This window comes from Corynebacterium sp. KPL2895 (assembly GCF_040225815.1).
Classification (GTDB): Bacteria; Actinomycetota; Actinomycetes; order Mycobacteriales; family Mycobacteriaceae; genus Corynebacterium; species Corynebacterium rhinophilum.
This window is the reverse complement of sequence record NZ_JBEHFY010000004.1, coordinates 16,075-42,656: the sequence shown is the minus strand read 5'-3', so window position 1 is coordinate 42,656 and position 26,582 is coordinate 16,075. Positions and strand designations below refer to the sequence as shown.

At 62.1% G+C, this 26,582-nt stretch carries 21 protein-coding genes and 2 pseudogenes; 10 read left to right on the top strand and 13 right to left on the bottom strand.

The features are described 5' to 3' along the window. Positions 1-202: 202 nt before the first annotated feature. Complete coding sequence (locus ABRP95_RS02635; RefSeq protein WP_284853853.1) at positions 203-1,528, top strand: serine/threonine protein kinase; 1,326 nt, start codon at positions 203-205, stop codon at positions 1,526-1,528. Positions 1,529-1,610: 82 nt separating this feature from the next. Here ABRP95_RS02635 and ABRP95_RS02630 read toward each other — a convergent pair whose 3' ends face one another. Next, positions 1,611-3,032 (bottom strand): MDR family MFS transporter, encoded by a 1,422-nt coding sequence (locus tag ABRP95_RS02630; RefSeq protein ID WP_349838489.1) that lies wholly within the window; start codon positions 3,030-3,032, stop codon positions 1,611-1,613. Positions 3,033-3,129: 97 nt separating this feature from the next. On the opposite strand from ABRP95_RS02630, the gene ABRP95_RS02625 reads away from it, so the two are divergent. The 3 genes and pseudogenes from ABRP95_RS02625 to crtI all read left to right on the top strand — a co-directional run bounded on the left by ABRP95_RS02625 (position 3,130) and on the right by crtI (position 7,084). Continuing rightward, positions 3,130-4,566: a GuaB1 family IMP dehydrogenase-related protein gene (locus ABRP95_RS02625; RefSeq protein ID WP_349838490.1), complete on the top strand. Its 1,437-nt coding sequence runs from the start codon at positions 3,130-3,132 to the stop codon at positions 4,564-4,566. Between the two features lie 31 nt (positions 4,567-4,597). Beyond that, positions 4,598-5,446, top strand: a complete 849-nt coding sequence (locus ABRP95_RS02620; RefSeq protein ID WP_349838907.1) for a phytoene/squalene synthase family protein — start codon at positions 4,598-4,600, stop codon at positions 5,444-5,446. A 55-nt stretch (positions 5,447-5,501) separates the two neighbouring features. After that, positions 5,502-7,084 (top strand): annotated as a pseudogene (gene crtI, locus ABRP95_RS02615) (phytoene desaturase family protein). Between the two features lie 387 nt (positions 7,085-7,471). Here crtI and lysS read toward each other — a convergent pair. After that, positions 7,472-9,049 carry a lysine--tRNA ligase gene (gene lysS, locus ABRP95_RS02610; RefSeq protein ID WP_284770328.1) on the bottom strand — a complete coding sequence of 526 codons (1,578 nt, stop codon included), beginning with the start codon at positions 9,047-9,049 and terminating at the stop codon, positions 7,472-7,474. Positions 9,050-9,239: 190 nt separating this feature from the next. On the opposite strand from lysS, the gene ABRP95_RS02605 reads away from it, so the two are divergent. The 6 genes from ABRP95_RS02605 (at position 9,240) to ABRP95_RS02580 (ending at position 17,168) form a co-directional block, all read left to right on the top strand. After that, positions 9,240-11,342, top strand: a complete 2,103-nt coding sequence (locus ABRP95_RS02605) for a PhoX family protein (protein WP_349838906.1) — start codon at positions 9,240-9,242, stop codon at positions 11,340-11,342. 227 nt (positions 11,343-11,569) lie between these two features. Beyond that, positions 11,570-13,282, top strand: a complete 1,713-nt coding sequence (locus ABRP95_RS02600) for a carbon starvation CstA family protein (RefSeq protein WP_349838491.1) — start codon at positions 11,570-11,572, stop codon at positions 13,280-13,282. Then, on the top strand, positions 13,266-13,523 hold the full coding sequence (locus ABRP95_RS02595; protein ID WP_023029243.1) for a cory-CC-star protein: 258 nt from the start codon (positions 13,266-13,268) through the stop codon (positions 13,521-13,523). Before ABRP95_RS02600 ends, ABRP95_RS02595 begins: the two co-directional genes overlap by 17 nt. After that, positions 13,514-14,455 carry an ArsA family ATPase gene (locus ABRP95_RS02590; RefSeq protein WP_349838905.1) on the top strand — a complete coding sequence of 314 codons (942 nt, stop codon included), beginning with the start codon at positions 13,514-13,516 and terminating at the stop codon, positions 14,453-14,455. Before ABRP95_RS02595 ends, ABRP95_RS02590 begins: the two co-directional genes overlap by 10 nt. A 78-nt stretch (positions 14,456-14,533) precedes the next feature. After that, positions 14,534-15,853, top strand: a complete 1,320-nt coding sequence (locus ABRP95_RS02585; protein WP_349838904.1) for a C1 family peptidase — start codon at positions 14,534-14,536, stop codon at positions 15,851-15,853. Positions 15,854-15,866: 13 nt separating this feature from the next. Then, entirely contained in the window at positions 15,867-17,168 is a 1,302-nt protein-coding gene (locus ABRP95_RS02580) for a C1 family peptidase (protein WP_349838903.1), read from the top strand. A gap of 135 nt (positions 17,169-17,303) precedes the next feature. On the opposite strand, the gene ABRP95_RS02575 is transcribed toward ABRP95_RS02580, so the two are convergent. The 11 genes and pseudogenes from ABRP95_RS02575 to hpt all read right to left on the bottom strand — a co-directional run bounded on the left by ABRP95_RS02575 (position 17,304) and on the right by hpt (position 26,574). After that, complete coding sequence (locus tag ABRP95_RS02575) at positions 17,304-17,915, bottom strand: GNAT family N-acetyltransferase (protein ID WP_284782636.1); 612 nt, start codon at positions 17,913-17,915, stop codon at positions 17,304-17,306. Beyond that, positions 17,915-18,802: a pantoate--beta-alanine ligase gene (locus ABRP95_RS02570; RefSeq protein ID WP_284782634.1), complete on the bottom strand. Its 888-nt coding sequence runs from the start codon at positions 18,800-18,802 to the stop codon at positions 17,915-17,917. The genes ABRP95_RS02575 and ABRP95_RS02570 overlap by 1 nt, the downstream gene beginning before the upstream one ends. Further along, complete coding sequence (locus ABRP95_RS02565; RefSeq protein WP_284782633.1) at positions 18,799-19,473, bottom strand: Rossmann-fold NAD(P)-binding domain-containing protein; 675 nt, start codon at positions 19,471-19,473, stop codon at positions 18,799-18,801. The genes ABRP95_RS02570 and ABRP95_RS02565 overlap by 4 nt, the downstream gene beginning before the upstream one ends. After that, a complete protein-coding gene (locus ABRP95_RS02560) occupies positions 19,474-20,532 on the bottom strand; it encodes a DUF6779 domain-containing protein (protein WP_284796515.1) in 1,059 nt (352 codons plus the stop codon). A 5-nt stretch (positions 20,533-20,537) separates the two neighbouring features. Then, the gene (locus ABRP95_RS02555) at positions 20,538-21,011 is read right to left on the bottom strand and encodes a DUF3180 domain-containing protein (protein WP_284851705.1); all 474 of its coding nucleotides are present in this window, start codon (positions 21,009-21,011) and stop codon (positions 20,538-20,540) included. Then, entirely contained in the window at positions 21,008-21,493 is a 486-nt protein-coding gene (gene folK / locus ABRP95_RS02550; protein WP_284785160.1) for a 2-amino-4-hydroxy-6-hydroxymethyldihydropteridine diphosphokinase, read from the bottom strand. The genes ABRP95_RS02555 and folK overlap by 4 nt, the downstream gene beginning before the upstream one ends. An 86-nt stretch (positions 21,494-21,579) precedes the next feature. Further along, positions 21,580-21,951 (bottom strand): annotated as a pseudogene (gene folB / locus ABRP95_RS02545) (dihydroneopterin aldolase); the annotation flags it as partial. 2 nt (positions 21,952-21,953) lie between these two features. Continuing rightward, the gene (gene folP / locus ABRP95_RS02540; protein ID WP_284796514.1) at positions 21,954-22,913 is read right to left on the bottom strand and encodes a dihydropteroate synthase; all 960 of its coding nucleotides are present in this window, start codon (positions 22,911-22,913) and stop codon (positions 21,954-21,956) included. 41 nt (positions 22,914-22,954) lie between these two features. Continuing rightward, positions 22,955-23,563 carry a GTP cyclohydrolase I FolE gene (folE, locus tag ABRP95_RS02535; protein WP_284770314.1) on the bottom strand — a complete coding sequence of 203 codons (609 nt, stop codon included), beginning with the start codon at positions 23,561-23,563 and terminating at the stop codon, positions 22,955-22,957. 11 nt (positions 23,564-23,574) lie between these two features. Next, positions 23,575-25,974 (bottom strand): ATP-dependent zinc metalloprotease FtsH, encoded by a 2,400-nt coding sequence (gene ftsH, locus ABRP95_RS02530; protein WP_284770313.1) that lies wholly within the window; start codon positions 25,972-25,974, stop codon positions 23,575-23,577. A 12-nt stretch (positions 25,975-25,986) separates the two neighbouring features. Beyond that, a complete protein-coding gene (gene hpt, locus ABRP95_RS02525; RefSeq protein ID WP_005279498.1) occupies positions 25,987-26,574 on the bottom strand; it encodes a hypoxanthine phosphoribosyltransferase in 588 nt (195 codons plus the stop codon). Between the last annotated feature and the right edge of the window lie 8 nt (positions 26,575-26,582).

The window sequence follows — 26,582 nt, the reverse complement described above, 5'->3', positions numbered from 1 at the left end:
TTCGCTTCTAATGTGGTACCCACTGTAACGCCGCACGCCCCAAAGGATTTCCTCTTTTTGGCCCCCATCGCCCTATAAACGGCCCAAACCGCCCATACTCGCAGCTCACATGGGTGTACGCCGGTAGCGAACAGGGCCTTTTTGCCCTAGAATCTTCTTCATTCTCCCTGTCGTCTCGTAGATACAAAGGAATAAAATAGCCGTGCCGCACCTTCCCGAATTCTTTGCTTCCCAGCACAACCTGCACGAAAAGGCAGTGCTGGATGAGGGGCCCAACTCCACCCTTTTTGTCGTGGAGGATGGCTCCACGCACGAGGAATTTACGGTGGAGATCTTTGCGGCGGAGGCAAGGGGCATCGTCAAGGCCTCTACCGCCCTGCACGGCCTGCACCACCCCGCGCTCGCCGCCCTGGTGGGCTCTGGCACGACGGCGGATGGCCAGGAATTCTTAGTCCGCAAGGCCTGCCCGGGTACCGCTTTGCCCACGCTTGCCGATGCCCCCACCAAACCCCACGCCCAAGAAATCCTCACCCCCGTGGCAGGCGCGGTGGATTTCCTGATTAGCCGCAACCGCGCGGATTTCGCCGTCCATGGACTCAAGGCCGAGCGCGTTTTCGTGGATGAGGATAAAGAGGTCGCCGTCCTCGCCGCCGCTGGCCCAGGCGGTGCCAGCTCCGCGGAGACAACGGCGGAGAAGTCTGCACAGGAAACCGCCGAGAAAGATTCGGAAAAGGCGAAGAGCGCGACGGGTGCCGATGCGGTCCGCGCCTTCCAAAAACTCGTTACCGCCACGTGTCCTTCTTTTAGGCCGGACAAGGATTTCTCGAGCGCTAAAGAGGTCGTTAAGGCGCTGCGCCCCGAGCGGGATCTCGATACCTCACAATTCCCGCCGGTGCAGGTCGCAGAGCCCGAGTCCCAGCCGCAACAACAGTTCCCGCCACAACCGCAGCAACAGTTCCCACCGCAGAACCAGGCCGGGCCGCAGTATCAACAGCAATACCAGCAGCAGTACCAGCAACAGCCGGTACCGCCGATGAATACGGCCCCGCCAAAGAAGAAGGGCAAGGGCGGGCTCATCGCGCTCATTTCTGTTTTGGCCGTCATCGCGGTGGCCGCCGCGGGCGCGTTGTGGTTCTTCCTGTCCTACCCCAGCTGGGATGACAAGGAAAAGAACCTAGCGGATGCTTATCCGAGCCTGATCGGCTCGCGCAGCGGCCAAGACGGCGCGCTCGGTGCAGAGTGTTCCTCCCGTCCTCCAGAAGATGGACAAGAAGCGAAGATCACCTGCTCGGGCGATGGTTTCAACTACACCGCCGCCTACTACCCCAGTGTGGAAGAACGCGATGCCGTCCTCCCAAACACTGACCCAGTAGAGCTGTCTAACGATAGGTGCACCATCCAAAGCTACGAGGCCTCAACGGATCCGCAGACCTACGTTATGGCCGTGGAAGGCACCCAGTCCATCTTCATGGTGTGGGGCGACGATGCCGAATCCGCGCGGCTAAAGCTACCTTTGTGCGCGCAGTAGGCGCCGGAGGAGAGCTGGCGAGGCTGACCGGTCCGCGCTCTCCCGGCAGGGGTTACTCCGCGCGGCGCTAGTCCGCGCGGCGTTAGTCGGCGGCGGGCACGCGCTTGAGCAGCGGCGCTAGCACGAGCACGAAAAGCGAGAGCACGCCGGCGAAAAGGAAGGCCCAGTGCGCGCCTTGGGCGGTGGCGGCGGCCTCGCTCATGCCCTCGGCTTGGCCGGATTTGGTGCCGCTAGTCAAAAAGGCCACGAGGAAGGCGGTGCCCGCCGCGCCGGCGAGCTGCTGCAGCGTATTCAAAATGGCGGAGCCGTGGGAGTAGAGGTCATCGGGAAGCGAGGACAGCGAGACCGTCATCAGCGGGGTCATCATGAGCGCGATGCCCACGGCGAACAGGATATGCATGCCAATAACCATCCACACCTCACTGTTTTCTGTCAGCAGGGTCATCAGCCAAATGCCGGTAGAAAACATGATGGCGCCGGGAATCAACAGGGGCCGGGGGCCAAGGGCGTCATAAATCCGCCCCACAATCGGGGATATCCCGCCCTGCAAGAGGCCGCCCGGCATGACCACGAGGCCGGTGACCAGCGAGGATACCGCCAGCGAGCTCTGCAGATAAATGGGCAGGATATTCACCGTGCCCAGCAGCAGGGCGAACATGAGCAGCATGGCGATAACCGCGAGGGTGAAATTGCGGACCTTGAACGGGCGCAGGTCCAATAGCGCGCGGTTTACCTTGGCCAGCCGGTGTTGGCGCACGGTAAAGGTAATGAGGGCGAGGATGCCGAGGAGGAGTAGGAGGGCATCGGCAAGCGAGCCGCCCTCCACCATCTTCTCGATGGACGATAGGCCATAAATGAGCCCGCCGAAGGCCAGGGCGGATAAGAATACCGACGGAATATCGAGCCGGGTATCCCTGCGCTCACCCACGTTGACCAGTCGGAAGTAGCCAGCGACGCTAATGGCGGCGATGAGCGGGACCATGGCCCAGAAGATGACGTGCCAGGTCGCCATGCTCAAAATGAACCCGCCGACGGTGGGGCCCAGGGCCGGCGCGACGGAGATAACCACGGTGATAATGCCCATGATGGTGCCGCGGCGCTGCGGAGGAACGAGCGTCATGGCCACGGTCATAAGGGTGGGAATCATCAGCGCGGTACCGGCAGCCTGCAGCACGCGGCCGGCCAGCAGTAACCCAAAGGCCGGGGCGAGCGCCGCTAGCACCGTGCCCGTCAGGAAGATGCCGGTGGAGGCGCCAAAAATCTGCCGGGTGGTGAATTTATCCATCAGGAACCCAGTGGTGGGAATGACCACGCCCATGGTGAGCAAGAAGCCGGTCAGCAGCCACTGCGCGGAGGTCGCCGGGATGGAGAAATCCGCCATGATGGTGGGCAGCGCCACCGAAAGCGCGGTTTCATTCAGGATCATCACCATCGCGGAGAGTACCAAGATGGTGAGGTTGGCTATGACCTCTGCGGAGATTTTCGGAGCGGGATTCTGAGACACCAAATCAGGATACTGAGTTGGCTTAACCGGCAAAACTTGGGGCGTATGATTTAGATGTCTTCTACCGCACCCTCGATTCACGTTAGGCAATCCCACAGTGCATTTCCTCAATGATTCCCGCCCGCCCTACGAGCTGACCTACTCGGATGTATTTATGGTGCCGAATCACTCGGATGTTGGCTCGCGACAGGCGGTCGACCTCACCGCAGCCGATGGCACGGGCAATACCATCCCGCTCATCGTGGCGAATATGACCGCAGTGGCCGGCCGCCGCATGGCAGAGACCATCGCCCGGCGCGGCGGCATGGCCATCCTGCCGCAGGATCTCAGCCTGGAGGCCGCGGCGGAGACGATGGCCTCGGTAAAGGCCGCTGACCTGGTCTATGACACCCCAATCACCATCAAGCCACACCACACGGTGGGCTATGCCAGCAACCTTTTGCACAAGCGCGCCCACGGCGCGGCCATCGTGGTCGACGGCGCGCTGCCGGTGGGCATCATTACGCCGAAGGACCTGCGCGGGCAGGATAATTTCACCGCCGTGGGCGAGCTCATGACCACGGATTTGGTGACCCTGCCGGTGGGCATCGACCCGCAGGAGGCCTTTACCCGCCTGCGCGCAACCTCGCGCAAGCTCGCCCCAGTGGTCAATCCGGATGGCACGCTGGCGGGCATTTTGACGCGCAAGGGTGCGCTGCGGGCGACGATGTATAAGCCGGGCATCGACAAGCAGGGACGCTTGCACATCGGTGCCGCGGTGGGCATTAATGGCGACGTTGAGGGCAGGGCGCGGGCGCTTGCCGATGCCGGCGCTGACGTCCTCGTCATCGATACCGCCCACGGGCATCAAGACAGCATGCTGGCGGCGCTGCGCAAGGTCCGGGACCTGGATTTGGGTTTGCCGATTGCCGCCGGAAACGTGGTCACGGCCGCCGGCGTGCGCGAGTTGGCCGCGGCGGGCGCGGATATTATCAAGGTCGGCGTGGGCCCCGGCGCGATGTGCACCACCCGCATGCAAACCGGCGTGGGGCGCCCGCAATTTTCCGCCGTGCTGGAGTGTGCCGCCGCAGCCCGCGAGGTTGGCGCGCACGTATGGGCCGATGGTGGCGTGCGCGATCCCCGCGACGTGGCCCTGGCGCTGGCCGCGGGCGCGTCCAATGTGATGATTGGCTCCTGGTTCGCCGGCACCTTCGAATCCCCCGGTGACCTGCACAAGGATGCCGATGGCTCGTTCTACAAGGAATCGTTCGGCATGGCCTCGCGCCGGGCTGTGCGCGGCCGCAATTCCGCCACCGAGGCCTTTGAGCGCGCCCGCCGCGAGATGTTTGAGGAGGGCATTTCCACCTCCCGCATCTACCTCGATCCGGAACACGGCGGCGTGGAGTACTTGGTGGACCGCATCATCTCCGGCGTGCGCTCGTCCTGCACCTACGCCGGGGCCGATTCGCTGGCTAGCTTCCACGAGCGCGCCACCGTGGGCGTGCAATCGGCCGCCGGCTTTGCCGAGGGCCAGCCGCGGGCCACCAACCGCTAGGGCCCTTTGGGCCCGTGCTACTTTTGCAAGTATGTTGACTCGCTATGACCAGGCGGCCTCGCGCGCGGCCGCGCAGGTTATGGGGCAGTATTCCACCAGTTTTACCCTGGCCACGCGCCTTTTGCGCGGGCGGGTGCGCGAAGACATCCGCCACCTTTATGCCGTAGTGCGCATCGCAGACGAGCTTGTCGATGGCACCGCGCACCAAGCCAGCATCGATGCCGCCGCCGCGCTCGATGCCTACGAGGCCGCTATCCTAGCGGCGCCGGAGAAAAGGTTGCACACCGATCCCGTCGTGCACTCCTATGCCATTACCGCTAGGCGCTGTGGCTTCCAGCGCCAGCACCTCGTGGCCTTTTTCGATTCCATGCGCGCCGACCTTTCCCAGCGGGAGTATTCCGCCGCGGAACTCGCCGAGTATATCTACGGTTCCGCCGAGGTCATCGGCTTATTGTGCGTGCAGGTCTTCCTGGCGGAAGAAACCGTGTCCGCCGCCGACCGCGCCACGATGAACCGCGGCGCACGCCACTTGGGGGCAGCGTTTCAAAAGATTAACTTCCTGCGGGATTTAGGCGAGGACTCCTCGGTCCTGGGCCGGGCCTATTTTCCACAGGCCGCTGGCGGAGAGCTTTCCGAGGCCGCCAAGTCCACGCTCATCGCCGATATCCGCCACGAGCTCACCGCCGCCGAAGAAGCCATTAACCTCTTGCCGCTTTCCGCCCGCGTTGGCGTGCGCGCGGCCGCCGATATCTTTGCCGAGCTCACCAACCGGCTCGCCGCCACCCCCGCAGCGGAGTTAAAAACCACCCGCATATCCGTGCCGAATCGCACCAAGGCTTGGCTGGCCGCCCGTGCGGTGCGTAGGCGCGCGGTGCGGTAATGCACCGCGCGTAGGTAAAGGACCCCGCCGAAGACTGAATCCTAAGGAGAACATCATGCACGCCGTCGTCATCGGGGCCGGCATCGCCGGCCTTGCCACCGCTGCCCTCCTCGGAAAAGAGGGCTATGAAGTTACCGTCGTAGACTCCCTAGACGAGGTCGGCGGGCGCGCGGGCAGCTATGCGGAGGCTGGGTTCCGCTGGGATACCGGACCGTCCTGGTACCTCATGCCGGATGCCTTCGACCACTTCTTTTCCCTCTGCGGTACCTCGACAGAAAAGGAACTGGATCTAGTGGGACTCTCGCCGGATTACCGCGTCTATACCGGCGGCCCCGCCGAATCCGCTACTGGCACCGGCTCGCGTCCTACCCCCGTGGATGTACATTCCGGGACCGATAATGTGGCCCAACTCTTCGAGTCGCTAGAACCAGGCGCGGGCAGCCAGGTGCGCAGCTATTTGGCAGATGCCAGCGACGCCTACCACGTAGCGCTCGATCACTTTTGTACACCACATTTTCGGCGCCCTTGAACTTGGTGCATGCAGATATTCGGCATCGGCTAGCGCGGATTGCAGCGCTGCTTACTACTAGCTTGCAAAAGCACGTCAACGGGCAATTTTCGGATACGCGCCTGCGACAGATCCTGAGCTACCCAGCGGTTTTTCTCTCCTCCGAGCCTGCCGCGGCCCCAGCGCTGTATTCCCTTTTAAGCCATACTGACCTGGTGGAAGGTGTGCGCTACCCCCTCGGCGGATTCCACGCGGTGGTGCAGGCCATCTACCGCCAAGCGGAAAAATTCGGCGCCACCTTCCGCTTGGGTGAAGAGGTCACCTCCATCACCACCACCGGCGGGTCCTCCTCCCGCGCCACCGGCGTCCGCACAACGAACGGGCATATCGATGCCGATATTGTGGTCTCGGCTGCTGACCTGCACCACACCGAAAATCAGCTGCTGCCCCGGAAGCTGCGCACCTATCCGGAGCGCTACTGGGCCCGCCGCAATCCGGGGCTGGGTACCGTGGTGGTACTCGCCGGTGTGAAGGGAAAGCTCCCGGAGCTAGCTCACCACACCTTTTTGTTCAGCCAGGACTGGGACCCCGATTTCCGCGCAGTCTTTTCCGCGCCGGAAACGGAACGTCCCCTCGGCGCCTCTGAGTCCATCTACATTTCGAAGGTTTCGGCCACCGACGCGGATGTCGCACCAGAAGGCCACGAGAACTTGTTCTTCCTCATCCCCGTACCCGCTGCAGAAGCCTACGGGCACGGCGATGCCTACCATCCCGAGGCTTCCCCGCGCGTTGCTGCTATTGCAGATGCCGCCCTCGACCAGCTTTCCCGCACCGCCGATATTCCTGACCTCCGCGAGCGAATCACCATCACGCGCAGCCTCGGACCAGCCGATTTTGCCGACCGCTATCACTCCTGGTCAGGTGGAGCTTTGGGGCCAGCACATACGCTATTTCAATCTGCGTTCTTCCGCGGGCGCAATGCCTCGCGCAAGGTGGCCGGCCTCTACTACGCCGGTGCGACCACCGTGCCGGGCGTCGGCGTGCCGATGTGCCTGATTTCTGCAGAAAACATCATCAAACGCCTGCGCGGCGATACCTCCGCTGGGCCGCTTCCCACAGATGATGCCTGAGGCCGCTCGCCGGATCGTTCTCCACTTGCCGCCCACTTCTCGCAGCGCGGCCTCCGATGCGCAACGCCTCCCGTTCGGCCTCGATTGTGGAGCCTCTGATGCGCAACCTCCTTTGTGCAACCTCCGATGCAATAGGTCCTCGGTGATAACTGAGCAAACTCGGCCCTGAGATGTAGCATTTTTCGCTCAGATATCACCGAGGAGGTTGCACTTTTGTGAAACCGATAGAACTAGGCAGAAGTAGGCGTGCGACTCGGCCTGCGAGGCACACGCGGCGGGTGCAATGGGTAAACAAAAAGGCTGCAGCCAAAGGAAGGCTGCAGCCGGTTTCGGGGCGCTAACGGGTGCCTGCGTGGGCGGGCACCGAGTGGGGGCGCCGGGTATGGGCTACTTCTGTTCTGGCTTTACCAGCGGGAAGAGCACGGTCTCGCGAATTCCGAGGCCGGTCAGGGCCATGAGCAGGCGGTCCATGCCCATGCCGGTACCGGCCGTCGGCGGCATGCCCTGTTCCATCGCGGCCAGGAAGTCCTCGTCCAAGACCATGGCTTCCTCATCGCCACCGGCGGCAAGGCGGGCCTGGTCCTCGAAGCGCTCGCGCTGGACGACGGGATCGACAAGCTCCGAGTAGCCGGTGGCCAGCTCGAAGCCGCGCACGTACAGGTCCCACTTTTCGGTCACGCCGGGCTCGGAACGGTGCTGGCGGGTTAGCGGGGAGGTCTCGACCGGGAAGTTCTTCACAAAGATGGGGCCTTCCAGTTGGTCCTCGCACAGGACCTCCCAGATTTCCTCCACCAGTTTGCCGTGGCCCCAGCCTTCACCCTGCGGCACGTCGAGGCCAATGACCTTGGCGATGCCCTTCAGGGTCTCCACGTCGGTATCGATGGTGACCTCCGGCTGACCGGGGAACTTGCGCTGCAAGGCCTCGTTCAAGGACGGGTACATCTCGATTTCGGGCCATTGCTCGCCGCCGAAGTCGAAATCGGTGCCATCGGCAAGCGTGACGGTGGTAGAACCAAAGACCTCGCGGGCCACGGACTGGATGGACTCGCGGGTCATGCGGGCGCAATCATTGTAATCGCCCCAGGCGGCGTAGGTCTCCAGCATGGCGAACTCCGGCGAGTGGGAGCGGTCCACACCCTCATTGCGGAAGTTGCGGTTGATTTCAAAGACGCGGTCGATGCCACCGACGACGGCGCGCTTCAAGTACAGCTCCGGAGCAATGCGCAGGTAGAGGTCAATATCGAGCGCATTGGAGTGGGTGATAAACGGGCGAGCGGCCGCACCACCGTGCAGGGTCTGCAGCATCGGGGTTTCGATCTCTACAAAGTCCTGGCCTTCCAGGTAATTGCGCAGCGCACGCATGACCTTCACGCGCACCATGGCGTTCTTGCGGGCCTCTTCGCGGATAATGAGGTCGTTATAGCGCTGGCGCACGCGGGTATCTTCAGCCATATCCGCGAAGGACACCGGCAGCGGGCGCAGGGACTTGGCCGCCATGGTCCATTCCTCAGCCATGATGGACAGCTCGCCACGGCGGGACGCAACCACGTGGCCGCTAACGGAGATGAAGTCGCCCAAATCCACATCGGACTTCCAGGCATCGAGGCGCTCCTTGCCCACCTTGGCCTGCGAAAGCATGGCCTGCATCTGGGTGCCATCGCCGTCCTGCAAGGTGGCAAAGCACAGCTTGCCGGTATTGCGCATGAAGATAAGGCGGCCGGCAATAGCGTGGGTGACCTCGGTTTCCTCACCAGCGGCCAGGTAGGTCACGCCCTCTTCATTGCCCGGCTCTTCGCCCTCGGCCACTACGCGGAAATCATGGCGCAATTCCTTGAGGGAGATAGTGCGCTCGACGGATACCGGGTAGGCCTCCACGCCGGATTCGAGCAGGCGATCGCGCTTCTCGCGGCGGATGCGCAGCTGCTCAGGGACATCGTTTACTTCATTATTCTTCTGCTCGCTCACGTTAGCCTAGGGTAGTCGATCCCGCCCGCTACCCGCGATTTGGCCCATAGCGCCCCTACCCCGAGAAAGATTTACGCATAGTTCACTTCGCTGTCACCTCAAGGCCAACGCACTGTTGCTGGCATCCCCTTATATATATGGCTGACCCCATGTCTTATCAATATTTTCGACCTTCTTTGGAGTAGTAATAATGGCGCTTAAAGGCCGCAACCTTCTCTCTAGTCTCTTCGCATCCTCTCGTTCCAGCTTGACGTGCACCTACAAGTGCGGCAATGCCTGCTTCGGTGAATGTGAGAACAAGTCTGATAACCCATACTTCGGTGACCAGTTCTCCCGCCGTACCGCTCTGCGCGCGGGCAGCTTGTCCGTAGTAACCGTCGGCGGCGGCGCCGCGTTGGCTGCCTGCTCCAACCCGGATGAAGTCTCCAATGAAGCCTCTTCCTCCGAGGCCAAGGGGGGAAAGACTTCCGAGGCTAATGTAGAACTCACCTCCGCAGAGGGTATGAAGTTTGACCCAGTTGAGCCGAACGAAAAGGACGAAGTAGTCATCCCGGATGGCTATAAGCAGTCCGTTCTCATCGCCTGGGGAGACCCGCTGTTCAAGGATGCGCCAGAGTTTGATGATAAGAACCAGACGGCCGAGGCCGCCGAGAAGCAGTTCGGCTTCAATAACGACTTCGCCGGACTTATCGAGCACCCGGATGATGACAATCGCCTTATCTACGTCTGCTCCCACGAGTACACCACCGAGCCGCAGATGTTCCCCAACTACGATGCGGATAACCCCACCGAAGAGCAGGCCAAGATTGGTTGGGCGGGCCACGGCCACTCCATCGTGGAGGTGTCCAAGGTGGGCAATACCGGTGAACTCAAGCGCGAGTTTGGTCCGCTTAACCGCCGCATCACCGCCACGACTGAGTTCACTCTGGTTGGCCCAGCAGCCGGCTCCGAATTTGTGAAGACCTCCGCCGATAAGACCGGCAAGCAGGTCAAGGGCACCCTGAATAACTGCTCCGGCGGCATCACTCCGTGGAACACCATGCTCTCCGGCGAGGAGAACTTTGACCAGTACTTCGCTCACGCCAACCTGGATGACAAGAAGGCACAGGAATCCCTTGAGCGCTTCGGCATGGAAGATGGTGAATCCGAGCGCAAGTGGGAGCGCTTTGATAAGCGCTTCGACGTCTCCAAGGAACCGAATGAGCCCAACCGCTTCGGCTGGATCGTAGAAATTAACCCACTGGACCCGGAGTCCACCCCGGTCAAGCACACCGCGCTTGGACGCTTCAAACACGAGGCCGGCAATATTCACATCGCTTCCGATGGCACCGTCGTGTGCTACTCCGGCGATGACTCCCGCTTCGAGTACATCTACAAGTTCATCTCCACCAAGAAGTACGAAGAAGGCAACATCGAGCACAACCTCAGCATCTTGGACCACGGCGCCTTGTACGTGGCCAAGATGGAAGGCAACTCCCCAGAAGATGAGATCGACGGTTCCGGCGTACTGCCAGAGGACGGTGCCTTCGACGGCGAAGGTAAGTGGATCAAGCTGCTGACCTCCGATACGGAGAACAACAAATTCGAGTCCCACGTCGATGGCATGTCCGCCGAAGAGGTTGCCGTCTACACCCGCGAGGCCGCCGATAAGGTGGGCGCTACCAAGATGGACCGCCCTGAAGATATGCAGGTCCACCCAGACTCTGAGAAGGTCTACGTGGCCCTGACCAATAACTCCTACCGCGGTGCTACCGGCGAAAACGCCAAGAAGAACAAGGAAGATCCGATGGAGTGGGCTCCCGTCAAGGAAAATAAGAACGGTCTGGTCATGGAGGTTGAAGATGACCACGCTGGTGAAAAGTTCACCTGGAATCTCTTCCTGGTCTGTGGCGATCCGAAGGAGGCCAATACCTACTTCGGTGGCTTTGACAAGGAGAAGGTATCCCCAATTTCCTGCCCGGATAACTTGGCCTTTGATAACCACGGCAATATGTGGATTTCCACCGACGGCAACGCGCTCGAGTCCAACGACGGCCTCTACGCCGTAACCACCGAGGGCGATACCCGCGGTGAGCTCAAGTGCTTCCTGACCGTGCCGGCGGGCGCCGAGACCTGCGGCCCCATCGTCACCGATGAGCGCGTGATGGTCAACGTCCAGCACCCAGGCGAAACCGATGACGCCACCTTTGAAAAGCAAACCTCCCACTGGCCAGAGGGCGGCACGTCCACCCCACGCCCAGCAGTGGTTGTGGTGTGGAAGAAGGACGGAAATATCGGCGTCGATAAGAATTAAACGCCACTCGGTTTAAGCACCCACCGCGCGGCCCTCGTTCCTCTCGGAGCAGGGGCCGTGCTTTTCGTCTATCCACTGCGACTGAACTAAGAGGTGTACTCCGACCCGCCTGCCAAATATAAATCTGCCCACCGGTCTCCCCCACAAGCAAATAGATACGTGAGTTATGGCATACTGTCCGCACGTGTGAGACACGCCACCTTCCCGCCTATGAGGAGACACACACTATGAACTCTCTTGTCCTCGCCATTGTCGGCATCGCGATGATGGCCGCCGGCTACCTGCTCTATTCCAAGTTCCTGGGCAAGAACATCTTCCGGTTATCTGAGAACTACACCACCCCAGCGCACCGCCTCAAAGACGGCGTGGATTATGTTCCCACCAATAAATATGTGCTGTGGGGCCACCACTTCACCTCCGTGGCGGGTGCGGCACCGATTATCGGCCCGGCAGTGGCCGTCATTTGGGGCTGGCTCCCGGCATTCCTGTGGGTCACGTTAGGCACCTTCTTCATTGCCGGCATGCACGACTTGGGTGCGCTGTGGGCCTCGCAGCGACACAAGGGTCAGTCGATTGGTACGTTGTCGGGGCGCTACATCGGCAAGCGCGGGCGCAACCTCTTCCTCATCGTAATCTTCTTGCTGCTGCTCATGGTCAATGCCGCGTTCGCCGTGGTGATTTCGAACCTGCTTATTTCCACCCCCTCGGCGGTCATTCCCACGTGGGGTGCCATTGCCGTCGCGCTGCTGATTGGCCAGGCCATCTACCGCCTGAACTGGAACCTGCCGCTGGTCTCCCTCGTGGGCGTGGTGGCGCTGTACTCGCTGATGGTTTTGGGCGACCGCTTCCCGGTCGTGTTGCCGGAGACGGTCCTGGGCATTCCCGCCAACGGCGTGTGGATCATCCTGCTATTTATCTACGCCTTCATCGCCTCGCTGCTGCCGGTGTGGGTGCTGCTCCAGCCGCGCGATTACATCAATGGCCTGCAGCTTTTCGTGGGGCTTATTATCTTGTACGGCTCCTTCCTCATCACCCGTCCGGAGCTCGCCGCCCCAGCCGTGCGTGAGAACGTTCCTGACGGCACCCCGGGGATTTTCCCGCTGCTTTTTGTCACCATCGCCTGCGGCGCCATCTCTGGCTTCCACGGCATCGTGGCCTCGGGTACCTCGTCTAAGCAGATTGATAAGGAAACCGATGTCCGCTTCGTGGGTTACTTCGGCGCTGTGGGCGAGGGATTGCTGGCGCTCGGCACCATCATCGCCACCACCGCTGGCTTTAAGACCCTGGCGAATTGGGAGGAAATCTACGCCGAGTGGAACGCCGGCGGCGTCAATGCCTTCGTGCAAGGCGGCGGCGCGCTGATGAACGAGGGCCTGGGCATTCCCACCTCGCTGTCTGCCACCATCCTGGCGACGATGGCCGTGCTCTTCGCCGCCACCACCATGGACTCCGGCGTGCGCCTGCAGCGCATCGTGGTCCAGGAAATTGGCGAGATCATGGGTATCCGCATCACGGCCCTAGTCTCTACCATCATCGCGGTGGGCCTGGCCTTCGGCCTGACCTTCTCTGCGGGCGCGGACGGCTCCGGCGGCATGACCATCTGGCCGCTCTTCGGTACCACCAACCAGCTCATGGCCAGCCTGTCCTTGGCCATCGTCGTGGTCATCCTCACCCATCTGCGTCGGCCTACCCTGCCGGTTATCATCCCGCTCATCTTCGTCACCATCATGTCGCTGTGGGCAGCGCTGCTACAGCTCAAGTCCCTGTTCGCGGATCAGAACTGGCTGCTCTTCGGCATGGACGTCGTCATCGTCATCGCCTCCATCTGGGTCATCGTGGAGTCGATCGGCGCTATCTCCAACGCACGCAAGGAACCGCCGCTGGAGTGGACCGACGACGATTCCGACGCTCCCCTTCCCCAGCATGCTCGACAAGCTTAAGGCCTTCGGTGCGGGGCTCAACGAGTTCTACCAAGCCCCGTACCGCGCCGTCTTTGCCAAGGCCCAGCAGCAAGAAGATGACCTTTTTATGATGCTGGTGGCCTCGGAGGCGCTCGGCATCCCCAACCCCGCCAGCTACTACACGCTGGAGCTTTTGCCGCTGGTTTACGAAGATTTCCACGCCTGGCACACGCGCATGGGCATGGATAAATCACCCCTGGAGAATATTCAATGCTGCTAGAAACCGCGCCCATCATGTTCTTTGGTGGCAAGGGCGGCGTGGGCAAGACCACCCTCGCCACGGCCACGGCCCTGTCCCTTTCCCCGGACCACAACGTGTTGTTGGTCTCCACGGATCCGGCGCACAACCTGGGGCATATCTTTGATGCCACGCTTTCCGATGCCCCCACTCACCTCACCCCATCCCTCTCCGCCATCGAGCTCGATCCGGCACGGGCCACCGAGGAACACCTCGCGAACGTGGGCGCCTCGATGCGCCGCTTCATGCCGGAGCACCTGCACGGCGAGGTAACAAAGCACCTAGACTTGGCCCGCCAATCCCCCGGCACGCAGGAGGCGGCGCTCTTGGAGCGCATGGCCACCTTGGTCGCAAACGCTAACGAGTATGACTACCTCATCTTCGATACCGCCCCGTCCGGTCACACCTCCCGGCTGATGGCCCTGCCAGAAATCATGGCTGCCTATACCGATGGGCTGCTTGCCCGGCGCGAGAAGTCCGATAAATTCGGCTCATTGGTGCGCGGGATGTCCGCGGAGTCCGGCACCGATAATGATCCGGTGGACCGGCGCAACCAGGAAATCCGCGCCACGCTCTTCCAGCGCCGCGAGCGCTTCGAGCACCTGCGCACTGCGCTGACCTCAAAGAAGACCGTGTTCCACATCGTGCTCACCGCCGAGCGCCTGCCCGTCTTGGAGTCTTCCGAGTTCCACGCGGATCTCACCGGCAATGGCGTGCGGGTGGGCTCCATGCTGGTCAACCGCCGCACGCCCGCGGACCAAGGCGAGTTCTTGGCCTCCCGGCGCGCCGCCGAGGACGAGGCCCTGGCGCTCTTGCACGATAAGCTTCCCGATACCCCATTCCACGAAATCCCCTGGCTTCCAGAAGAGGTGGGAAGCCCCGAAGCCGTGGCGCGGCTGGCGGAGCATCTATAGCGATCTGGAGCGATCTCTAACTGCCCATCCAGCACCCAGCGACCTCGGGTGAGATCGCAGTCTGCTAAAACGGTGAATATGACTTTGCTCACCAATGACTTCCTGTCCCAATTGCGCGAGGAGGCTGCAGCGGACTCCCAGCTGCGCGTCGCGCGCAATGCCATTACCAGCGTAGGGGTGGCCAAGGCGGCCCTCGACCGCGACCGCATTACCGCCCTCTACCCCACCACCGAGGTAAAACTCGATAGCCTCAGCGTCACCGACCAGATGCGCTCCGGGCGCTGCTGGATGTTTGCCGCGCTCAACGTATTCCGCCACCGCGCGGCCAAGGAGCTCAACATCGATGACTTTGAGTTTTCCTTTACCTACCTGCAGTACTTCGACAAACTAGAGCGCGCCAACTTCGCGCTCAACCAGCTGCTGGATCTCACCGAAGACGGCACCGACTGGGATGACCGCGACGTGGCTACTTCCCTCGAGCTCACAGGCGAAGACGGCGGCTGGTGGTCATTTTTCACCAACCTCGTGGACAAGTACGGCGCCGTCCCGGCCGAGGTCATGCCGGAGGTGCACTCGTCCGGCCACACCGACCAGATGAACCGCGATATCGCCACCATCATCCGCCGCGCCGCGCACCGTGCGGTGGAAGGCGAGGGGGATCGCGGGGGCATTATCAAGCAAGCCCGCACCGATATACAACGCGTGCTCGCCATTCACCTGGGCACCCCGCCCGAGGAATTTACGTGGAGCTACCGCACCAAGGACGAGCAATTCTTCCGCGTGCATTCCACCCCGCGCGAGTTTGCGGATAAGTACCTGCCGAAGTTGGACGAGTACGTCGTGCTTGCCGATGCCCCCCGTACCACCAACGACAAGCACCGCTACTACACCAGCGCTGGAGTAAATAACCTCGCCGGTGGACAGGCCGCCGGTTACCTCAACGTCGATGTGGACGAGCTGCGCGCCGCCGCACGCGCCAGCATCGACGCCGGCGAACCGGTGTGGTTTAGCTGCGATGTCTCCCGCCAGTTCTCCTTCCAGAACGCCGTGTGGGACGAAGGCCTCGTTGATACCGATGGCCTCTACGGCATCGATTCCACCATGAGCAAGGAGGAGCGCTTTACCTCCGGCGAATCTGCGCCCACCCACGCGATGGCGCTGACCGGAGTTGATGGTGCACCCCGTGCATGGCGCGTGGAGAACTCCTGGGGCACCAAGCCACCGGGCAAAGACGACGCCGACGAGGTACCCGGCAAGGGCTTTGCCACGATGTCGGATGAATGGTTCGGCGAAAACGTCTTCCACATCGCCGTGCGCAAGAAATTCCTCACTTCCGAGCAGCAACAAGCACTAGAGACCGAGCCCGTTGAGCTTCCCTTCTGGGACCGGATGAACTAAGGAGCATCGAAAAATGAATGAGATTAATCCACAGGAAGTTCACACCACCAACTCCACCCTCACCAGCGAGCCGGCCATCAGGGCGGCGCGGAATGCGGTGGCGCAGGAGGGCATCGATAAGCTGAGCGTCGACCGCGACCTCGTGCGCGAGCTCACCACGGCGACCAGCCACAAGCTCGATAAGTGGGGCGCGGCCAACCAGAAAGCTTCTGGCCGCTGCTGGATTTTTGCAGGCCTGGATTCCCTGCGCGGTGACATCATGGACCGCACCAACATCAAGGATTTCGAGCTTTCGCAGACCCACCTGTACTTCTACGACAAGCTGGAAAAGGCCAATTGGTTCCTCACCGCGGTAGACGAGCTCAAGGAGCGCGATATTACGGACCGCACCTTGACCAAGCTCATGGATGACCCTATTGGCGATGGCGGCCAGTGGTCCATGTTCGTCTCGCTGGTGGAAAAGTACGGCGTGGTGCCCAAGTACGCCATGTCAGAGACCGCATCCTCTGAGTCCAGCGCCATGCTCAACCGCAACCTGCAGACCTTCCTGCGCCGCGCCTCCCACCAGATCCGCGCGGGCAAGTCTGGGGCACAGGAGCAGGCGCTTGCCGATGTCTACCGCATCCTCACCGCCAACCTCGGCCTCCCGCCCACAGAGTTCCAGTGGCAGTACCGCGATAAGGACGATAACTTCCACCGCGAGGGCACCTATACCCCGCAGGACTTCGCCCGCGAGTACCTCCCCAAGGACCTGGGCGAGTATGTCTGCGTGGTCAATGACCCGCGCAATTCCTACGGTGAGCTCTACACCGTGGACTACCTAGGCAACGTCGCCGGTGAAAAGGTCACCTACCTCAACGCCCCGGTTGAGGTATTGCGCGATGCCACCCGCTCTGCCATCGAGGATGGCCAGCCCGTCTGGTTCGGCTGCGATAACAGCCAGCAATCCGATGCCGATAGCGGCGTCTGGGCCAAGCGCCTGCACGATTATGAGGGGCTGTATGGGGTGGAAATGGGCATCGAAAAGCCAGACCGCCTCCGCCTGCACGAGTCCTTGATGACGCATGCGATGGTCTTTACCGGCGCAGATGTTGCCGAGTCCGGCGAGGTCACCCGCTGGCGCGTGGAAAATTCCTGGGGCACCGAGAAGGGCGATAAGGGCTTTTGGACCATGGCCGATGACTGGTTTGACGAGTACGTCTTCGAAATCGCCGTCCACCCGTCCCGCCTGCCTGGGCAATACCAGGAAGCGCTCAAGTCCACCGAGATCACCACCCTGCCGGCGTGGGATCCGATGGGCGCGCTGGCGAACTAACGTGGCGCGGCGCCGGGAGGACCCGCGCCGCGAAAAATCGCATCGCGAAGATTCGTGCCGCGAAGTCTGTAGCGTTCGCCGATGTAGATGCGTGGCGTGAAGCTGCGCTCGTTTGCGTGGCGTGACGCGGTAGCCTCACGCCACGTGGCGGACGTACAGCATGCAGGTAAGGTCGCGGTCCTTATCGATGGAGATTTCCTTCTCCCCCACCCGCTCAAAACCGCGGGAATCGTAGAACTGATAGGTGCAGCCATCGTCGGTGTAGAGGTAAATATCCTTGCCGGGGTGGCGCTCCTCAAAGGCCTCGAGGAGCGCGGTGCCCACACCCTTCACACCCGAGTTTGGGTCAGCGACGAGGAAGCCGATTTCACCATCCACGGTGTTTTCGGCCAAGTAGCTTAACAACATGTCCTCGTTCGCGGCATCGTAGTCACCGCGGTGACCGCCAGGGCGCAGGCTGTTGAAGAGATCCACGGCCTTGACATAGGCCTTGCGCCACCACGGATACGGCAGCGCTGGTTCGCCTTTAATCGATGCCAAAATCACGCCGAGGAAACGCCCATCATCGGCATAGGCTGCCAAGATATCGGTGGCTTGGGCGCGCTCTAAATCCCAAAAATAACGGCCATAGGCACGCTCGAAGCGCGGGTTCTTCACAAACCAATGCAGGTGCATGCCTTCGATGGCAAACTCAATCGCCTTGGGTTCATCGCGCGGATCAAGGTCGCGGATGTGGATTTCGGTCATTAGTCCTCCGGGGATTGGTTTTGCTCGCGCTGCTTTTCTCGCTCGAGCTCGGCCTTAGCCTCGTGCTCTTCAATATTAGTGAAACCAATCCCCAGCGGCAGGCCAACGTTGTCAATTACTCTGACCCCGCCAATGGTGGCAGCGACCAGCAGGCGGGCATCGCCCTCGGCAGGCGGTTCGCCCAGATCGCGGCCGCGCAATTCTAAGTATTCCGGTTCTACTCCGGCGGCTTCTAGGACACCTGCGGCAACCTCGCGGACCTTTTCCGCGCCCGCCTCTGCGGCGTGTGCCCCAGCGGTAAGCGCGGCGGACAGGGCGGCTACGTCCTCGCGCTTATCTTCAGGCACGCGCGTATTGCGCAGGCTCATCACTACGCCATCGGGCATGCGCACGGCGGGAACGCCCTGCACACGAACCCCCAGGTGCAAGTCCTGCACCGCATGATGAATGGCCAAGAGCAGCTCGTAGTCCTTCTCACCGATAAGCACATCGGTGGGCGATAGCGCCATCATCAGCGTGAGGTAAAGGGTGAGTTCGCCAGACAAATCGGGCTCTAAGCCTGCTGGGAAGTCTGCGGCGTCGCGAGGCGAGATTGTAATCCGGCGGCCATGCGGCCAGAGCTTCTCGGGAGTGTAATCCCAAATGACATCCACGCCCTCGGCGCGCAGGAGATCTACGTCCTCGCCGCGAGGCTCTTGGAGAGCCACGACGGTCACCGCGCCACGAATACGGCGGGCCGCTCGCACCAGCGCGATATGCCCTGCATGCACGCCGGTGGTCAGTGGTACGAAGGCCACGGGGCGACCGGTCTTGCGCAGGGCGCTTCCCACCATGCGGATGCGATCGACCTCGCTGACAACGGTGGCTTGTCCCATCTTCAAGCTCATCGGGATTCCTCCTGCAAGGCCCACATTTCTAATTCGGTGCGGTCTTCTACTTCGCCTAAGCGCCGAGCGGTTTCTAAGTAGTGGCGGCGCATTCCGGGATCCGTGGCCCCGCGATAGGCCGCAATGATGTCCTCTGAATCGATGTCGAATTCGGACGGTGGAATCTCATCGAACTCGGCAAAGAAATTGGCTTCAACGGCAGCTGCTAGATGCAGGCGGCTAAGCATTTCTATGTAGTAGGAGCGGGCGGCGAAGGCGGGACGCTCGGCATCGGAAAGCGGCACTGCGTGCGCCCGGAATTCGCTCAATACGAAGTCAGCAATGCTCTCACCCAGCTCATCCAGCGTGGATACTGCCCAGCGCCCGCCTGCCATGGGCGCTATTGCCGCCACGATGCAACCGTGAGTCTCCAGCGGATCGAGGCCTTGCACGCCCCGCGACAGGCAGGTATGGAAAGCGATCAGGCCCTTGTGCACGTGGTCCTCGACAAGCTCTACAGCAGCATCCAACCGTGTCTCACCCACCGCTAGAATCAACGCCTGGAAGGAGCCAAGCTCGGCCGGATCATCAAGCATCTCCACGGTATGGCCAGCGCGCTCCATGGCATTGGCTAGGGAAATCCCGGCGAGGCTGCGCCCGAAAAGGGCAACACGCATGCGCGGTGGACGCATTTATTTATCCTTCTTCATCTGTGCCAGAAGCTCCGAGACGGACACGGAACCATCGCGCTGTTCATCGCTGCGGCGGCGACCACGGGTCTGCTGCTGGCGGCGCGTGGCCGCTTGCTTCTGCTCAGCAGCCACGTGGTGTCCCGAGCCCTTGTATTCCTCGCGCGCATCCTTGCCGGTGGTCTGCTGCGGGATGTTCTGGGTCACCGCATCGGAAGCCTGCTCAGCTGCGGTATCAGCCTCTGGCTTGCGGTGGCTACCGCGGGCGCCAGAGTGCGCCGCGCTGCCGGTTCCCGCGTGCTGGGAGCCTTGGCGCTTGATGTCAGAATCTCCGCCCGAATCCCAGCGTACGGCCTGGAAGCTGCCGGTATCGAAGGAAACGTCCTTTGGCTTCTGGTCCGCGCTGGCTGGCATGGGGGCATCGGCAAGCTGCTCGGTCCGGGAAGAGCTACGCTGCGCGCGGGTGTTTTCGCTGATGATGTCATTGAGCGGGTTGGAGTCCGCGTGCGCGCCGGAGGGTTGATTGCCTAGGCGGCCAGCGATGGCATCGGCAGACGGCGCACCGGAAGACGCCTGCTCAAAGTCGACGTTTTCTTCCCTGCGGTGGGACGCCGCGGCGGTCTGTGCCTCCAGCTCCATGATGCGGCGTGCCTCCGCGTGCAAGGCGGCGGGCTCGTAGGTGAACTCGTGGCCGGACAAGTCCTCAATCTGCTTCCGGATAGAGGCCAGCTCGGTGCGAATCTCATCGAGGATCTGCTGATCCGGCAGCTCCTTGCCCTCGGCTGCGCGGGCCTGCTTGAGCTCCGCGCGGTGGGCGCGCTCCTGCAGCTCCAGCTTGGTCACGGATTCCTCGGCCTGGCGGCGGTAGCGCATCACCAAGAAAAAGCCCACCACCGCGGCCCACAAGGCGGCGATGAGCGCAATCTTGAGCGCCGCTGCCGAGCCGGAAATGAGCATGACGATGCTGGCGATAACGGCCAAGATGACGAGGGCGATAATCCCAATTTGTCCCCAATCCGGCGAGGACGACGAATTTTTGGAAGAAGAGCGCGGCTGAGTCATGCTCCCTAATGTACCGCTTGAAGCCCGTCCGGTGGCGGCGGGGTCTCGCAGTGTCGCTCCAATCGCAGGCCAGCCGCGGACATGACGATGCCGCCAATCGCGGATGCGAGCACTCCCACCAGATCATTGGAAGCCGCGACAAGGGTGCCCGCATTCGGGATGACGTAGACCGCCACCCCTGCATAGAGCCCGCCGACGATCGCACCCGTCCACGCCGAGGCCTTGCCCACCAGCATATACTGCGCGATGGTCATGGGATTAAGCTGCGAGTTATCCAACCCGATGCCGTGATCCTCATCGGTGGCCTTATCTACCTTCCAGGTAAGCCCCAAACACACCACCACCATGAGCCACAGCGTGGCTGAGACCGTGACTGGGATGGCCATCATGGAGCCATAAAAGCGCGTGGTGAGGATGGCCGCCGCGGCGGCCATGAATACCCCTACGCCGATAAGCGCACCGAACGAGGTTCGTTTCATAACTCCTCCATCAGGCCCAAGCGGTGGATATCGGCGGTCTCCTGCGGGTTCAATGCGGCAACCAGCGCGGAGACATCCTGTCCCTTCAACTTAGCAGCGCCATCGGCGGCTAACCAGGGAATAAGCACGAATGCGCGCTCGTGGGCAAAGGGGTGTGGGACGGTAAGTTCCGGATCGGAGGAGCTGTAGCCCTCAATATCGACGATGTCCACATCCAGGGTGCGTGGGCCCCAGTGGCGCACGCGCACGCGCTCTGCGGCTTCCTCCAGCTTCTGGCCGCGCCGTAAGAGCTCCAGCGGGCTCTCTTGGACGTCCACGATGAGCACCGCATTCAAAAATTCATCCTGGTCCGTTACTCCCCACGGCGGGGTGGCATAGACGGGCGAGGCCGCCACGATGTCCTCACGGAACTCCGTAAACACCGTCCGCAAAAGCTCCACGCGGTCATCCATATTGGAGCCGATGGATAGTACCGCGCGCATTACTTACTCCCGGGGTTCGTGCCGGGGCGCTGCGCGTCGGCTCCCTTCGGAGTCCCCTCCTGCGAGGCGAGCCGTGGGGCACCGGTGCGCGCGTGCTTGCGGGAGCGGCGGGCGACGACGGCGACATCGGCAAAAGTGCGCGGTATCGGCGCCTTAGGTTTGTGCACGGTCACTTCCACCGCGTGCAGGTCTGCAAAAGAATCCATGATGGTATCGGCCACCTCGCTAGCGACGGTCTCGATGAGGTCGCGGGAGGGGCCTTCGACGATGCTGGCGGCGACATCGGCAAGCTCTGCGTAATTGATGGTTTTGGTCAGATCATCGTGAGCTGCGGCCTCAGCAAACTCGGACCAGCAGGTGATATCGACGATGAAGGGCTGGCCGGTGCGCTTCTCCTCCTCAAAGACGCCGTGGTAGCCAAAGCATTCCAGGCCGGTTAATTCGATGCGATCTGCCATGGTTAATTCCTTTCCGTACCCATCGCGGTAGAGGTCACTGAGCCAGTGCCGGTGGCGGCATTGCGGTAGCTGCCGGTGGCATTGGCGCCGCCCACATAGGACTTGCCGGCGTTCCACGCGGCGGCCACGTCGACGGCATCGCGGGATACGCCCACCTCGTGCACGCGCACGCCCCACGCACCCATCTGGGCGGAGATGGCGGTCACGGCGGCGGTGGCGGGATCAGCAAGCAGCGGGCTGGCCTCTACCCCGCGGTCTTCCCGGATGGCAGCGAGGAAGCGCTTGCGCGAGGCGCCCACCAAGATGGGGAACTCGCCATCTAGAAACTCGGGCAGGGCCTTAAGCAGCGCCCAGTTATCCTGCGGGCTCTTGGCAAAGCCGAGGCCCGGATCCAGCACGATATTTTCCTTTTTCACGCCCGCATCCAGGGCGTTATTGCTCAGGCGGGCGAGGGTCTCGTGCACATCGCGGACCACATCGCCGCCGTGATCCGCCGTGCCCGCCGCGGATCCGAACGCGCCTTCCTGCAGCGTGCGCCAGTGCATGAGGCAGACGGGCACGCCGGCATCGGCCATGGCGGCATACATTTCAGGATCGGCGAGGCCGCCAGAGACATCATTAATCATGTCCACCCCAGCCGCGGCCGCAGCGGTGGCAACCGAGGCGCGCATCGTATCCACCGAGGTGCGAATGCCCTGCTCGTGCAGCGCCCGGATGACCGGGACCACGCGGTCGGCTTCTTCCTGCGCCTCCACACGCACCGCGCCCGGGCGGGTGGATTCGCCGCCCACATCGATCATGTCCGCGCCCTGTTCCACCAGCTCGCGGGCATGAGTGGTGGCGGCGTCAAAGTCGAGCCACCGCCCGCCATCGGAAAAGGAATCCTTCGTAACATTCACGATGCCCATGACGAGCGTGCGCTTCGCGATGGTCAATTCTCCAACTGAGGAAGCCGGGTGCACTGCGTTCTCCTTTTCGCTCGACAAACTCGACTGCGTACGCGCTACGTACGGATGAAGCTCAACACTTCCGCGCGCGAGGCCGCGTTATTTTTGAACCCGCCGCGCACCGCGGAGGTCGTTGTGGTCGCGCCCGGCTTGCGGATGCCGCGCATGGCCATGCACAAGTGCTCGCACTCGATGACGACGATGACGGATTGGGCCTCGAGGACATCCACGAGGGCATCGGCAATCTGCTGGGTCAGGCGCTCCTGGACCTGCGGGCGCTTGGCGTACATATCCGCCAGGCGAGCCAGCTTGCTCAGCCCGGTGACGTGTCCGTCCTTGCCGGGGATATAACCAATATGCGCCACCCCATAAAACGGCACGAGGTGGTGCTCGCAGGTGGAATAGATGGGAATATCGCGCACCAAGACCAGTTCCTGATGATCCTCGGCGAAGGTCTTGTGCAGCACCTCCGTCGGATCCTCGTGCAGGCCGGCGAATACCTCGCGGTAGGCGCGGGCCACACGTGCCGGGGTTTCGCGCAGGCCTTCGCGGTCAGGGTCCTCGCCCACGGCAAGGAGCAGCTCGCGAACGGCCGCCTCCGCCCGCTCCTGGTCATACGGCGCGTGGGCGGGCACCTGCTGGTTATCAGTGTGATTCTCAGACATGCACGTACTTCTTACTCTTTATCATCGCGCGACTTTTCCGCATCGCGCGCGTAGGGATTATCGCGGTGGGAAGACTCATTCCAGCCTGGGGTGAACCATTGGCTGGTTTCTCCCTCTGGCTTGTGGTGCTTGCCCCTGCTTTCCGATGCCGAATCCGATCGCCCTTCCCCGCCGTCGCGCTCCCCGCGGTCGTTGCGGACGTGGTCGCTCCGGTCGGCGCGGTCGCCGCGCTCGCTCTGGTCCGCGCGGTCGTTCTGGTTGTTTCGGCCGCTGCGGCCATCGCTGCGGCCGCTGCGGTTCTCGGAATCGCTGCCTGCGCCGTGCAGCTCGCGCACTGTTTCGGGGTTCACGTAGTCGCCAGCGTGCTGGCCAAAGTTAAAGCCAACCTCGCCCTTGAGCTCTTCGCCGGCGAGGCGGCGCTCGCGGGCGGCCCGGGAGGCATCGAGAAGCGTCATGCGTTTAGGAAGCTCCTCGCCGCGCTCCTTGGCCAGCTCGACCGGCGTCTTGACCGGTGCGTAACCAATCTGGCGCGGGAAACGATCGTCTTCGCCGGGGAAGACATCATAGGCATCGCGCGGCACGATGCCGTCGAAGATGCTCTCCAGATCCGGCCGGCGCAGGGTCTCCTTCTCAAGGAGAGCCTCGGCCAGCTTGTCCAGGAACTCGCGGTTGGTGCGCAGGATGTCGTAGGCCTGCTCGTGCGCGCGCTCGAGGAGGTAGCGCATCTGCTCGTCGATCTTGGCGGCAACGTCATCCGAGTAATCGATGGAGCCGCCGCCCCCGCCCATCTGGCTGAATGGATCGCCCTGCTCCTGGCCGTACTTGACGGTGCCCAGGTCGGGCGAAAAGCCATATTCGGTCAGCATCGCGCGGGCGATCTTGGTGGCGTTCTCGATATCGGAGGACGCACCCGTGGTGGGAGCACCGAAGACCAATTCCTCGGCGGCGCGGCCGCCCATGGCAAAGACCAAGCGGGAAAACAGCTCATCGCGGGTGTACATGCCCTTGTCGTCTTCCTGCGAGGTCATGGCGTGGCCACCGGTGCGACCGCGGGCCAGGATGGTGACCTTGTACACGCGCTCGATATCCTTCAACGCCCACGCGGACAGCGTGTGGCCACCCTCGTGGTAGGCGGTGACCTTCTTCTCGTGTTCGGAGATGATCTTGCCCTGGCGCCGTGGACCGCCCACCACACGGTCGGTGGCCTCTTCCAGCGCGTCATAGGTAATGACATTGCCGCCGATGCGGGCGGTGAGAAGCGCGGCCTCGTTAAGCACATTGGCAAGGTCTGCACCGGACATGCCGGCGGTACGCTTGGCCAGCTGCGCCACATCGACCTCTTCTGCCAAAGGCTTGTCCTTGGCGTGCACGCGCAGGATCTGCTCGCGGCCGGCCAGGTCCGGGTTGGTGACCGGAATCTGGCGGTCGAAACGGCCCGGGCGCAGCAACGCCGGGTCCAAAATATCGGGGCGGTTGGTGGCCGCGATGAGGATAACGCCCTCGCGGTCGCCAAAGCCGTCCATCTCAACCAGCAGCTGGTTCAGGGTCTGCTCGCGCTCATCATGTCCGCCGCCGGTACCGGATCCGCGCTGGCGGCCCACGGCGTCGATCTCGTCCACGAAGATGATGCACGGGCTGTGCTCCTTGGCCTGCTTGAACAGGTCGCGCACGCGGGAGGCACCGACACCGACGAACATCTCCACGAAGTCCGAACCGGAGATGGAATAAAACGGCACACCGGCCTCTCCCGCAACGGCGCGGGCCAACAGGGTCTTACCGGTACCCGGAGGGCCATAAAGCAGCACGCCGCGCGGAATCTTTGCACCTAAGTCGTGGTAGCGGGTCGGATCTTCCAGGAAGTCCTTGATTTCCTGCAGCTCATCCACGGCTTCATCGGCGCCGGCAACGTCCTCGAAGGTATTGGTCGGCATATCCTTGGTCAGCTCCTTGGCCTTGGAGCCGCCGATGCCGAACATGCCGCCGGCGCCCTGCTGCATGCGGGACATGAGCCAGAACAGCAGGCCAAAGAGGATGACCATCGGCAGCAGGAAGCTGAGCATGGAGCCCAAGAAGGAATCCTGGGTGACGTTGGTCTGATACTTCTCCGCCCCCGAATCCTTGACCGCATCAAAGACCTGCTCGGAGGCGCGTGCGGGGTACTGAGACACGATCTCTTCAACGCCCTCGCGCTCTTCTACCGTGATTTCGTCCTTGAGCTTGATGCGCAGGCGCTGCTCGCGGTCATCAATTTCTACCTCGTCAACGTTTTTATCCTGCAGCTGTTTTAGGGCCACGGAGGTATCCGCGTCCACGTATCCGCGGGTCTCGTTGCTAAAGAACGTAAAGGCATACAGCGCTACGAGGATCAGCGCCGCAATGCCGCCGTAGCGAAGGAGTTTATTGTTTTTCATTACTGCGCGATTTTAGTTGGTGGTATAGACATCAGGGTGAAGGGTGCCCACAAAGGGCAGGTCGCGGTAGCGTTCCGCGTAGTCAAGGCCATAGCCAATGACGAACTCATTGGGGATATCAAAGCCCACATCGAGCAGATCGATCTGCGCCTTTACCACTTCCGGCTTGCGCAACAAGGTCACCACATTGAGCGACTTCGGGTTGCGCCCCCGCAGGTTGCGAATGAGCCAGGATAGCGTCAGGCCCGAGTCGATGATGTCCTCCACAATGACCACATCGCGCCCGGCAATATCGCGGTCCAAGTCCTTCAAGATGCGCACCACCCCAGAAGAAGACGTGGAGGCGCCGTACGAGGAGACGGCCATAAACTCCAGCTCCGAGGGGATGGATAGCTTGCGCGCGAAGTCCGTCAGGAAAAAGGCCGCACCCTTTAATACGCAGACCAAAAGCAGGTCTTGCTCAGCGTCGGCATATTTCTCAGACACCGCATCCGCCAGCTGCTGGACGCGGTCTTTGATTTCCTCTTCCGTGATGAGGATTGCTTCTACATCGTCTCCGTAGCGGTTTGCGGGGACGGCGAAGTCTTTCTTGTCGTGCACGTGTGCGC